Consider the following 9,657-nt stretch of genomic DNA (forward strand, 5'->3'; position numbering starts at 1 on the left):
CTCTCTGTAATAAAAAACCGCCTGTATTGCTACAAGCGGTTGGATTTCAATAAAATTTTGCAATTAACCAAAATATGAAGACCCTTTCGCCAACAGCTCTGCATAAGCACGAGAACAAGCGTCTATGCGGTCATCGTGATTGCCATTCGGGAATAATCTCATTTCATTGATCAATCCCTCATTCCACGCCCCTTTAAGCATTTTCACGTTACCTACATTCACTTGTGAGGCAAACGGCTCGGCTCGGGTGAGCTTGTCGCCACTCTCAGGGCTGGTTTTAACGGGATAGCCTTGTAGCATTCGGGTTAAATACAGGGCTTGAGTTTTCCCAGCTTGCCCCGGGTCTTGTGGTAAGCTAATACGCACACTTTTCCCGTCTAAGGCTGCCGTGTTGCGGATCATATTATCCCGTTCGTCCGGCCCTAAATCGCCGTGTGCAATATCTGCAATGATCAGCGAACCATCTTCGCATTTGCCGAGCTTAACACCGGCGGTCGGATCTCCGCCCACTGTTGCCCCCAAGTCCCAGCCACGCACCCATTTGATTTTACCTACCGGCAACGCTTCAATGATCGGCATTTGCGTTGGCTTAAATACACCGCCGTCAAGTGGTGCCGGATGTTGCATATATTGACCGGCAAACATATAGGGAGCTGCTTGTTCCATTTGGCGAAGTTGCTCAATGCTGTGCTTCTCCGGCCATAATGCTGAACCGTCTTTCTGAATAGCAGGCAAACACAACAATTCCCACTCTTCACCGTTTCCGCCGTTTAATAACCAACCGGCTAAATCGTTCTCGTGCAGGCGTTGCATAATCACGATAATCGGCGTGTTTTCCGGACTGTTCTTACGGCTCTCAACGGTATTCTGAAACCAATCAATCACATTTTGCCGCATTACTTCGGAGCGAGCCTCATCAGCTTTATGCGGATCGTCTATCAGAATTGCTCCGCCAAAACCGGCTCGCTCTTTACCTGCACCAAAACCGGTTATCGTACCGCCTGCACCGGTGGCATAGAACGCGCCGCCTTGTGAGGTTGTCCAATGGTTTTTTGCTTCACTATCAAGTGTGACATTCGGGAAGATTTCTTGATAGGCTTCGTGTTGAATAAGTGAGCGGATATTTGAACTATTATTAACCGCAAGCGTAGATGAATAACTAGCGTGAATAAACTCGCAGTCCGGCACTTGTCCAAAGCACCACGCCACGAAATTCACAATCGCAATTTCTGTCTTTGAATAACGTGGTGGAATGTTGATGATTAACCGCTTACACTCGCCACGAAACACTCGCATTAACGCGGCACAAATCAATTCGTGATGTAGTGCTTGTAGCCATTGATAACCCCGCTTTTGCTGAAACATATAGCGAGTGAAAAAATAGAGATCGGTTCTTGCCAGTTCAGCCGCCACGATTTTTTGTGCTGCACTAAACTGAAACATAACTACACCTTTTCTAATAATTCTTTGGCAATCGCCCTAAATTCATCGTTGGATAGGTTGATGTTTTGGCTGGTAACAGTCCCTGAAACCTCTTGAATTTGCTTATCACGCCATTTATCAGGCTGCCTATTTTTGAGCCAAAAAATGGCTGATGTTGGATCTGGCGGATAATGCTTAATCAAAGGCGTTTCAACAATTTGATTATCAATCACTCGAATATCAATATCTGGAGCCTCATAGCCCAATGCTCTTTTATAAAGGCTGTTGGCTACATTCGCATCAGCTAATAACTTTCCTTTTTTTATGGACTCCAAGAATTCAGGATATTCAATTTTCCAGTTATTAATAGTAGATTCAGCCACTTCAAAAAAATCGGCTATATCTTTGTCCGTTGCGCCAAGCAGACATAATTTTTCAACTTGAGTAACGTACTCTGGTTTATATTTTGTAGGTTGACCACGTGACTTAGACGTGGATTTACCCTCGCCTTTTTTAGTCATTGGGTTAAATTCCTTTACTTCATTGCATTTAATAGATTAGCAATAGCATTAATCAGCTTTGGCGACACGAACGCCAAAATAGGGACTGTTACTGCTAGGCTTATTTGCCATAAACCATATTCCATAAGAATCTCCTTGATGGTTACGGTTAAAAATGTAATAATTTCCATAACTTGTTACTCATTCCGTTTCAATGGGTAATAAAAAAAACCTCGAACACCGCAAATGTTCGGGGTTTTGTTTTATATAAATCACATCACTTAGGTATTTCCTCGGTGTTTTATCCAACCAACCCCGAAACAATAACTAAATTATGTGGCATTTACTTTTTATTAAAACAAAAGGGAGCAATTAAGCTCCCATTCTCATTAGCGGCTTAATCCACCAAGTTATTTAAACCCTTGCTTAGTCTGTGCTTGCCACTCTCTAATACGGTCAATTTGACTCGCACACAAATCACGCTCTCCCATTACTTTAATGAGATACTCCACCGTATCGCCGTAGGTTTTACCGCTAAATGCTGTCCGCTCGCACGGCACAAGGTAAGCCGCAGGCGGATATAAATACTCAGTGCTGACGATTGTTTTGCTGGTGCAACCGCTTAATGCTATCAGCAACACCATTAGGCAAATCAGCCTTAGCACAACTGTCTTGTGCCAGTATTGATGTAATTTCATTCTTGGCCACCTCCACTTTATTCCGCAGCTCATTTGCAATTTTTTGGCTTTTTTCGACCGCTTGTCGCTCTTGCTCTAAGCTATCGGTTAGCCGTTGATTGGCTTTTTGCTGCTGCTCAATGGTTTGGGCTTGCGTTTGGTTTTCGGCTCTTAAGCCATCAATCTGCTTGGACTGATGCAAAACCCAGCCGCACAGCCCTAAAATCAAAATGACGGCAACGAGATAAATATATTTGCTCATTTATGCCGCCATTAATCTTTGATAGTAGTTCGTACGTTGTGATAGCCCGTGAGTACCGCCGTTAATCAACTTGGTTACTTTCAACACATCGCTACCGTAATTTGCCAACTTGCGGCTTTGCCAATACCACACGGCAACCTGCACGCAAAGAGCAAGGTTATTCGTGATTTGGTCAGGGCTGGCAACTAAACTTGGTAATCCCTCCCATTTAGCAAACTCGATATAATTTGCCTTACCGGTAATTTGAATTAAACCACGCCCACGATATTTCCAACCGTCTCCGCTTTGTTCATTGCCGTTTCCCATACGGTTCGCATATACTCGGTTAGCAATAGCACGCTTATCTCGAGCATAAAGTACGACATTGTGTTGGGTAAAATATTTCGGAAATGTGGCTAATAATGCCGTAGCGGAATAATTCAAATTCTCTTCAAAGGTTTTATAACCGGCACACTCTACGCCACATTGAGCCAAAAACATTGCTTGCTGCTCTTTCGTCTTGCAACCGGCTTTTTCAATGTGTTTGGCAATTCCGGCATAAATTCCGTCAATCGCATTGGGGAACACTTGTTTAAATTTTCTTTCGCTAATTAACATATATCCACCGTTACTTATTCATCACTTTTTCGGTTAAAGCCGACATCATTTACTTCGATTTTTTTACGAATTAAGGCAAATAAAAATTCACGGATTTTCTCAGCTCCCACAAACCCAATCATTCCACCTGCAAAGGTAGATAAACTTTCGCCAACGCCAAAGTGGGTTAATAGCGACATACAAGAAAGCGTTAACGCTCCACAAATTGCACCATCAAGAAATCGCTGGCGATAAGTGCTTTTTTGTTGTAAAAACCACGCCCTGAGCATAGACATAAAAAAAGCCATTACAAATCCTGTAATGGCATTATAATTTTGCTGAATGTATGCACTAATTACCAGCCATACATTCGGATCTTTATCCGGCATCTTCATACTCCACCCCACTATCTCGGGGTAATAAAAAAGCCCCAAACATTTCTGCTCAGGGCTGTAAAATTCTTTTAAGTTCACCACCTATGCAATGAACCGCAACTTACCATAAATAATATAGATTAAGTCCGAACTTTGCAACACTTTTTAATCATTTAAATGCAAAAAAGCCCATAATTTACAAAACCATGGGCTTTTTAACGATATTTTGCTTGAATATATTGGTTATCCAACATATAATAAACTTGTTTTCAGTAATAGTGCTGGAAACGAGCCGGTGGCGACCTTTAATCCCACCGACTTTTGGAGGGATAACAAATGCTTTACCGCATTATCCTAGTTATCATTCTCTTAGTGATTTGCTCCCCAGCGTACTAATTGAATGAAACTAAGTAGGGGGAGAAATCTCCCTACTCTTCAAAACCTATATTAAGGATTTATGATGGCACTGTCAAGAACCGAAATTGTAAACCGTAGCAACGCAAAACGGGGAATTAAACTTAAAGCCTTTAAACTGCACGAAAGCACAATCGCACAAATCGAGCAACTTGCCCAACAGTTAAATATTCCCCAAAATCAACTAATTAAATTAGCCGTTGAGAAGCTACAAGAACAAACGAATTTCACTACCGGCTAATGCTCCCTCCATAAATCGTTCGGCAAGAAGTAATTCTGTATGATATGAAGTCTTGCTGAGCGATAACTTCTGCCAAACCTGCTTATTCTCTAACCCTACTGCATATTTATAAAACAGTACATCAAATTGTCGCTTGTCATTGGCTTGTAACTTCCGCATTTGCCGATCGACTTTCTCAAGCGTATCATCATCTAAGCGTGCCAAATAACGCTGTTTTGTTCTCTCTTGTGGAGACTCACGCATAAATGCCTGCATTGTCGGATAGCCCTTGCAGTCGGTAAAACGCACATATCCACCCCATAAACTTAATACACCCTTTACATCAATTTGCATTACCCACCGCCTTAATTTTTAACACAACCATTCCCCCTTTCTTAAAACCTGCTGTAATTGTTCGCTTATCGACTAAAATTTGATTATCGTCTTCTTCAATTAAGCCACCGATTTTTAATGCATCCCACAAGGCTTTTTCTAAATTATCCGGATCACGCTTGCGTTTATCAGGGTAATAAACCTGCAATACCGTTTGTACCGCTCCTTTAAACGGATCGAACATTTTGCAGATTTTTACCACCTCCGCCCTAAAGGCTTTCCCCTTATCTGAAATATAATGCCTACCGTTTCGGGTATGCTTCCAGTAATGATTCACACTCGGCGGATAAGGCAACGCAATTTCAAGCCAATCACTCATAATTTCCCTTCTCTCCGTAAAATAGCCTGCGTTCTAAATACGCCCTCTGCATGAGCCTGTCTCACATAATCCGCTTCTAATTTGCGAGTTCTATGGTCGCACTCATCGTGGCAGCTACTGCAAGCCCACGCCCCGAAAATATCATCGGGTTTCATTCCCACACCGTTTAATCCTGCCATTCGATAGTGAGCCAATACCACCGTTTCCGGATTATGATTACAGATACCCGGCAAACGGACTTGGCACTCTCTGCCTTTTGCCTCTTTGCGTAGATTAGCCATTCCAACCTCCTTTGTCTCTTTTATCAAACCACTCAATGAAGAAGAGTGAACTGGCACATACGCTAACAATAGCGATAGTGATTAAAATTAAAACCAACTCATCAATCATTCTTTTTACCTTTTCTTATTTTGCATAATTGCATTGTGCATATATTTATTTTATAATCCCTCATATCTAGAGGAGAGAGAAATGTTTAACTTAACCGAAGCCCATTTTAGAGATAAAGCTCTTTATCGGTTCTTCCAATATGGCGAAGTCAGCAGAACAATCCCTGCTAATCTCACAAGCGTATTAGCTCGCAAACTGGATATGATTAATGCAGCTGAAAATCTGAATGACTTACGCAGTCCGCCTGCTAATCGCTTAGAGTTACTTGAGCCGAAACAAAACAACGTCTATTCAATTCGAGTAAACAAACAGTATCGATTGATTTTCAAGTTTGAAAACAATGAACTCTCTGATTTATACCTTGACCCACACAATTACGACCTATAACGGAGGCAATATGATGCAACGTAAACCCACCCCTATCGGGGAAATTCTCCAAGAAGAATTTTTAGAGCCACTTAACCTAAAAATTGGCGATCTTGCTGAAATCTTAGCTGTTCATCGCAATACCGCCAGCAACATTGTGAATAACAGTTGCCGTGTTAGCCCTGAAATGGCGTTCAAACTGGCAAAAGCCTTTGATACCAGCCCTGAATTTTGGCTTAACTTACAAACTGCCTGCGATTTATGGGAACTCCGCCATAACAACCGCTTCCAACAAAGCCTTGATAGCGTAAAAGCCGTAAATCACTGGCAAGGTATGCCTGCATTTGCTTAAATTATCCCCTACGCTTGACAAGCTCCTCTGTTAGGCGTAGGATATTTCACAAGGTCTCAAAAGCCTTTACAAACAACGGTAATTCACCCCGTCAGCGTGATTTTTTTGTACCTAAATTTTAGTGGTCTAAGCCAAGCCATTACTTAGCCCATTACAAGCGGTCAAAAAACAACAATTTTTTACCAATGGTCGAGAGTGTGAGGAATACAACACCGTAAGGGAATAACTCCGCTTGATTGTTTGCAAGTTTTGAGCTCTCGACCGCCCGATTTTCGGGATTTCCATCAAAAGGAACAAACAATGACAACTCAAATTTCTACATTCAATTTCAAATCTAACCCTGTCCGTATTGAAATCATCAAAAATGAGCCGTACTTCTGCTTAGTTGATGTTTGTCTTGTGATGAACATTCAAAACTCACGCAGAGTGAATGCTGATATGCTAAATCAAGAGGGTGTACGCAAAGCGTACGTCCCCACCACCAGCGGTAATCAGGAACTTACTTTCATCAACGAACCAAACCTTTACCGTATCATCTTCAAATCACGCAAAGCCGAAGCAGTCGAGTTCCAAAACTGGGTCTTTGAAGAAGTGCTACCGCAAATCCGCAAAACGGGAAAATACCAAGCTCAACAGCAATTAGCCTTACCCGAGCCGCCAAAGAAATACCAACGAGAATTTACAAAATCTGATCTTGAAGATATTGCTTGGTGCTGGTTTGAAGCAAATCAAATGTGCGAGTTTATCGGAAGCCTTAAGCCGGCACTTCAAGCACTCGGCTCAAATTTATACCCCAAAGCACATTCAATGCACCTTGAATACGGTATGCACCTAAAACGTATTGGTAAACTCGTTCACCGCATAACTCAAGGCATTGAGTTCGAAAGCCGTCCATTCCAAAAACTTGAGGAAAGTTTCACGCTAAAAGCTGAATTAGCTACAAGCTAAAACTCAAACTAAACCGACCGCTTGTTCCCGCAAGCGGTCTTTTTATCCCCAAAATCCAAATCTATCGTTAAAACGCACACCGTTTGATACACCCCAAGCGGTTGTATACTCAATCAAGCTAGTCATTCGTTTAACGCCCATTTTAGATGTCTGCTCACGCACATTGACTAACTCGCCCTCTAACCCGGTAACAAGCTTATACGGCAATTTCGTTGCTATCGTATGTCCGCTCACAATTAAATTCTTCCAACCGTATAAATCGTATCTATCCCCCTGCCATTCCGCTTGATTGGAAATATCGCCTAACATTGCGTGAAATTTATCGTTCTGCTCCATTGAACGGGTTTTAGGCTTAATCTCAATCACTAGCGGATTTTTATCATCTAACGGCAAGGCTAAAATCATCTCAATCGCACGCTTGCGAACCGCCTCATTCACTAAATACATTCGGGGTAAATTATGATCTGCCATTCGCTTTATTAACCTCTTTCTTGCTAAAGTACCCACAGGATTTTGTGCGGTTTAACGAGCAATCCTTGCTTACACTTGGGAATTGCCCTGTATAGTGTCCATTACAACGATACGGCTCATCTAAAAACCAGCCCCATTCATCATTAATGCTTAAATCCTCAAGCTCTCCGTTGCATTTAGGGCATTTATAAGTAATCATCTAAACCGTCCCACCCTTCGTTATCCTTCATAACCGCCCAGTTCCTTAATCTTATCCAGCGGCATTTGACGGGTAACTATTCCCTCCACAAACGGATCAAACACCGCCACCATCGAGCCTTTGTTGTTGCCTTTCACTTCCTCGCCTGTGAGCGGATTAATAAAATTAATACGCCCACCGATAATGTCGATCACCTCACTGGCATTTTCTTGGATAACCTGATACCAACGGGTAGATTTATCTGCCGGCAAAAGCATTACTACGATATGACCGGCTTTTTTCAGCTCTGCCGCCCGTTGTACAAACGGCAGTGGGTTGCTGTATGGCGGATTCACGAAAATACGCAGTAATTCGCCCCACTCTGCCACACATTCCAAGATCACATCGAGCAAGTTATCTGCCAAGAAATCCTCGGCAATCTGACCACTTAGCGTGTCTTCGTCCAAGCCTTCTGCCGCTTTGCCAATCCAGTAGCTATACAATGCGTTTTTGCCGTTAGAACAACCGTCAATGTGAAACCACGCATAGCGATGATTTAGCCAATTACGCAAATACTTTGGCGTTTGGTAAGTGTCTTTATCAAAATCTGTCATTGCATTGCTCCTGCTCGCTTTTTCTCATCTAAAAGCCTCTGAATGCGTGGGTCTAATGGTGGTTTTCTTTTCTCTTCAATCACCGGTTTAGGTGGTGGAATTTGCTCTCCGCTCATAATTCGTTTTGCCATTGCCACTAAGGCTTTTTCTGCTTGATTACGTAAGGTTTCATCTTTCCAACTATATTTCTTGTTACGTGCGTATAGGTCAGTTATCAACCAATATTCAGCGTTTGATTTAAATTTAAGTTTCTGAATCTCAATAAAATCAAATCTTAAAGAGCGATCCAAAAGCTTGAGTAACTGCTCTAAATCAGGTAATCCTAATTCGTGATAGTCAATCGTATTGCACCACTGGATAAATTTGCCGATACTCGGAACGAAATCATCAGTTTTTGCTCTTAATGCTTTCATACCATGTCGAACTTGCTCAACCGTGCGGATTCCGTTCTCCGCAAAGCCTAAAATCCATTGTTTTTTGGCTGTGGCAACTTGCTTTTCCGACCAGTATTGAATACTTGGGCAGCTTGCTAACAACTGGTCGAAAATGCGATCAACCAAGTTTTCGATTTCGCTGGATAATTTGCCTTGCTGCTCACCTAACACCGCAAGCGGTCGATTTTGCTCTGTTTTTTGCAGGCTCATCAAAGCACCTCCGCCCACGCTTCCGGTGTGTTCCATTCGGCACGCATATTGTCTTTTGGACGATGTTTAGGCTGCTCGTCTTGCCACTGCCAATCCGCCTTAAAACCTGTCCAGCCACGTTCAATCGCAATTTCTACCGCCTTTTGAATCGGGATTTTGGCTTTGTCTGCCTCTCGCTGATAGCCATTCAGTGCAGTTTCGGTAATCGGGGCTTTTTTGGCTTTGCGGTGTACGATAAAATCCTCCGCCAATTTGCCTGTGATGTCGAATTGCTCAAGCAACACCAACACAGCAGATTTTTTAGTCTCACGTGTGTGTGCGTTAATACCCGTAAGGGTATTATTATGATCATTAGTATTTTTATAATTAGTATTATTATCTGTCGGATTTTTTTCCGAGCTTTCTCGGAAATTTTTCCGAGTTTGTTCGGATTGATTTCCGACACTCGGATTTTTTTCCGACTCTCGGATCGGCTCGAATTTATTCCATTCACAACCTTTTTCAGTTAAACGGACATAATCTTTACCGTCCATTTTG

Annotated in this window: 17 protein-coding genes and 1 pseudogene; 4 read left to right on the top strand and 14 right to left on the bottom strand. The window is 42.4% G+C overall.

The features are described 5' to 3' along the window. Nucleotides 1-63: 63 nt before the first annotated feature. The 6 genes from terL to EDC41_RS11100 form a co-directional block, all read right to left on the bottom strand. Nucleotides 64-1,443 carry a phage terminase large subunit gene (gene terL, locus EDC41_RS11070; RefSeq protein ID WP_006252036.1) on the bottom strand — a complete coding sequence of 460 codons (1,380 nt, stop codon included), beginning with the start codon at nt 1,441-1,443 and terminating at the stop codon, nt 64-66. A gap of 2 nt (nt 1,444-1,445) precedes the next feature. Next, on the bottom strand, nt 1,446-1,943 hold the full coding sequence (locus tag EDC41_RS11075; protein ID WP_040080897.1) for a hypothetical protein: 498 nt from the start codon (nt 1,941-1,943) through the stop codon (nt 1,446-1,448). Nucleotides 1,944-2,332: 389 nt separating this feature from the next. Continuing rightward, the gene (gene lysC, locus EDC41_RS13585; protein WP_061887059.1) at nt 2,333-2,566 is read right to left on the bottom strand and encodes an Rz1-like lysis system protein LysC; all 234 of its coding nucleotides are present in this window, start codon (nt 2,564-2,566) and stop codon (nt 2,333-2,335) included. Further along, on the bottom strand, nt 2,511-2,861 hold the full coding sequence (locus EDC41_RS11090) for a DUF2570 domain-containing protein (RefSeq protein WP_006252685.1): 351 nt from the start codon (nt 2,859-2,861) through the stop codon (nt 2,511-2,513). The genes lysC and EDC41_RS11090 overlap by 56 nt, the downstream gene beginning before the upstream one ends. Beyond that, nucleotides 2,862-3,458: a glycoside hydrolase family 19 protein gene (locus tag EDC41_RS11095; RefSeq protein WP_115262419.1), complete on the bottom strand. Its 597-nt coding sequence runs from the start codon at nt 3,456-3,458 to the stop codon at nt 2,862-2,864. A gap of 14 nt (nt 3,459-3,472) precedes the next feature. Further along, complete coding sequence (locus tag EDC41_RS11100) at nt 3,473-3,832, bottom strand: phage holin, lambda family (RefSeq protein ID WP_165876904.1); 360 nt, start codon at nt 3,830-3,832, stop codon at nt 3,473-3,475. A 439-nt stretch (nt 3,833-4,271) separates the two neighbouring features. Here EDC41_RS11100 and EDC41_RS11105 point away from each other — a divergent pair, with 439 nt between their 5' ends. After that, the gene (locus tag EDC41_RS11105; RefSeq protein ID WP_021280056.1) at nt 4,272-4,466 is read left to right on the top strand and encodes a hypothetical protein; all 195 of its coding nucleotides are present in this window, start codon (nt 4,272-4,274) and stop codon (nt 4,464-4,466) included. Here EDC41_RS11105 and EDC41_RS11110 read toward each other — a convergent pair. Genes EDC41_RS11110 through EDC41_RS11120 form a run of 3 tightly spaced genes read right to left on the bottom strand, consistent with a single transcriptional unit; the run spans nt 4,434 to nt 5,438 of the window. Beyond that, nucleotides 4,434-4,799, bottom strand: a complete 366-nt coding sequence (locus EDC41_RS11110) for an antiterminator Q family protein (RefSeq protein WP_115262421.1) — start codon at nt 4,797-4,799, stop codon at nt 4,434-4,436. The two genes, EDC41_RS11105 and EDC41_RS11110, sit on opposite strands and share 33 nt — an antisense overlap. Continuing rightward, on the bottom strand, nt 4,789-5,157 hold the full coding sequence (locus EDC41_RS11115; RefSeq protein WP_115262422.1) for a RusA family crossover junction endodeoxyribonuclease: 369 nt from the start codon (nt 5,155-5,157) through the stop codon (nt 4,789-4,791). The genes EDC41_RS11110 and EDC41_RS11115 overlap by 11 nt, the downstream gene beginning before the upstream one ends. Next, a complete protein-coding gene (locus tag EDC41_RS11120) occupies nt 5,154-5,438 on the bottom strand; it encodes a DUF1364 domain-containing protein (RefSeq protein WP_115262423.1) in 285 nt (94 codons plus the stop codon). Before EDC41_RS11120 ends, EDC41_RS11115 begins: the two co-directional genes overlap by 4 nt. Nucleotides 5,439-5,628: 190 nt before the next feature. On the opposite strand from EDC41_RS11120, the gene EDC41_RS11125 reads away from it, so the two are divergent. From EDC41_RS11125 to EDC41_RS11135, 3 genes are all read left to right on the top strand, one after another. Continuing rightward, nucleotides 5,629-5,934: a type II toxin-antitoxin system RelE/ParE family toxin gene (locus EDC41_RS11125; RefSeq protein ID WP_032844503.1), complete on the top strand. Its 306-nt coding sequence runs from the start codon at nt 5,629-5,631 to the stop codon at nt 5,932-5,934. 10 nt (nt 5,935-5,944) lie between these two features. Next, nucleotides 5,945-6,265 carry a HigA family addiction module antitoxin gene (locus tag EDC41_RS11130; protein ID WP_032844505.1) on the top strand — a complete coding sequence of 107 codons (321 nt, stop codon included), beginning with the start codon at nt 5,945-5,947 and terminating at the stop codon, nt 6,263-6,265. 300 nt (nt 6,266-6,565) lie between these two features. Beyond that, nucleotides 6,566-7,213 carry a BRO family protein gene (locus EDC41_RS11135; protein ID WP_115262424.1) on the top strand — a complete coding sequence of 216 codons (648 nt, stop codon included), beginning with the start codon at nt 6,566-6,568 and terminating at the stop codon, nt 7,211-7,213. 42 nt (nt 7,214-7,255) lie between these two features. Here the strand turns inward: EDC41_RS11135 and EDC41_RS11140 are convergent, their stop codons facing one another. The 5 genes and pseudogenes from EDC41_RS11140 to EDC41_RS13940 all read right to left on the bottom strand — a co-directional run. Beyond that, the gene (locus EDC41_RS11140; protein ID WP_032844507.1) at nt 7,256-7,684 is read right to left on the bottom strand and encodes a recombination protein NinB; all 429 of its coding nucleotides are present in this window, start codon (nt 7,682-7,684) and stop codon (nt 7,256-7,258) included. Next, nucleotides 7,671-7,883, bottom strand: a complete 213-nt coding sequence (locus tag EDC41_RS11145) for a hypothetical protein (protein ID WP_006252693.1) — start codon at nt 7,881-7,883, stop codon at nt 7,671-7,673. The genes EDC41_RS11140 and EDC41_RS11145 overlap by 14 nt, the downstream gene beginning before the upstream one ends. A 20-nt stretch (nt 7,884-7,903) precedes the next feature. Then, nucleotides 7,904-8,476, bottom strand: coding sequence for a DNA N-6-adenine-methyltransferase (locus tag EDC41_RS11150; RefSeq protein ID WP_115262425.1), 573 nt, complete (start codon nt 8,474-8,476; stop codon nt 7,904-7,906). Then, nucleotides 8,473-9,120 carry a replication protein P gene (locus EDC41_RS11155; protein WP_032844508.1) on the bottom strand — a complete coding sequence of 216 codons (648 nt, stop codon included), beginning with the start codon at nt 9,118-9,120 and terminating at the stop codon, nt 8,473-8,475. Before EDC41_RS11155 ends, EDC41_RS11150 begins: the two co-directional genes overlap by 4 nt. Beyond that, nucleotides 9,120-9,657 (bottom strand): annotated as a pseudogene (locus tag EDC41_RS13940) (hypothetical protein); the annotation flags it as partial. The gene EDC41_RS11155 and the pseudogene EDC41_RS13940, both read right to left, overlap by 1 nt.

The sequence above is a fragment of the Mannheimia haemolytica genome (genome assembly GCF_004342115.1).
GTDB lineage: Bacteria > Pseudomonadota > Gammaproteobacteria > Enterobacterales > Pasteurellaceae > Mannheimia > Mannheimia haemolytica.

Bases quoted from the DNA above. Each gene is read 5' to 3' on its own strand.
- terL (WP_006252036.1), bottom strand. From the start codon at position 1,443: ATGTTTCAGTTTAGTGCAGCACAAAAAATCGTGGCGGCTGAACTGGCA.
- EDC41_RS11075 (WP_040080897.1), bottom strand. From the start codon at position 1,943: ATGACTAAAAAAGGCGAGGGTAAATCCACGTCTAAGTCACGTGGTCAA.
- lysC (WP_061887059.1), bottom strand. From the start codon at position 2,566: ATGGTGTTGCTGATAGCATTAAGCGGTTGCACCAGCAAAACAATCGTC.
- EDC41_RS11090 (WP_006252685.1), bottom strand. From the start codon at position 2,861: ATGAGCAAATATATTTATCTCGTTGCCGTCATTTTGATTTTAGGGCTG.
- EDC41_RS11095 (WP_115262419.1), bottom strand. From the start codon at position 3,458: ATGTTAATTAGCGAAAGAAAATTTAAACAAGTGTTCCCCAATGCGATT.
- EDC41_RS11100 (WP_165876904.1), bottom strand. From the start codon at position 3,832: ATGAAGATGCCGGATAAAGATCCGAATGTATGGCTGGTAATTAGTGCA.
- EDC41_RS11105 (WP_021280056.1), top strand. From the start codon at position 4,272: ATGGCACTGTCAAGAACCGAAATTGTAAACCGTAGCAACGCAAAACGG.
- EDC41_RS11110 (WP_115262421.1), bottom strand. From the start codon at position 4,799: ATGCAAATTGATGTAAAGGGTGTATTAAGTTTATGGGGTGGATATGTG.
- EDC41_RS11115 (WP_115262422.1), bottom strand. From the start codon at position 5,157: ATGAGTGATTGGCTTGAAATTGCGTTGCCTTATCCGCCGAGTGTGAAT.
- EDC41_RS11120 (WP_115262423.1), bottom strand. From the start codon at position 5,438: ATGGCTAATCTACGCAAAGAGGCAAAAGGCAGAGAGTGCCAAGTCCGT.
- EDC41_RS11125 (WP_032844503.1), top strand. From the start codon at position 5,629: ATGTTTAACTTAACCGAAGCCCATTTTAGAGATAAAGCTCTTTATCGG.
- EDC41_RS11130 (WP_032844505.1), top strand. From the start codon at position 5,945: ATGATGCAACGTAAACCCACCCCTATCGGGGAAATTCTCCAAGAAGAA.
- EDC41_RS11135 (WP_115262424.1), top strand. From the start codon at position 6,566: ATGACAACTCAAATTTCTACATTCAATTTCAAATCTAACCCTGTCCGT.
- EDC41_RS11140 (WP_032844507.1), bottom strand. From the start codon at position 7,684: ATGGCAGATCATAATTTACCCCGAATGTATTTAGTGAATGAGGCGGTT.
- EDC41_RS11145 (WP_006252693.1), bottom strand. From the start codon at position 7,883: ATGATTACTTATAAATGCCCTAAATGCAACGGAGAGCTTGAGGATTTA.
- EDC41_RS11150 (WP_115262425.1), bottom strand. From the start codon at position 8,476: ATGACAGATTTTGATAAAGACACTTACCAAACGCCAAAGTATTTGCGT.
- EDC41_RS11155 (WP_032844508.1), bottom strand. From the start codon at position 9,120: ATGAGCCTGCAAAAAACAGAGCAAAATCGACCGCTTGCGGTGTTAGGT.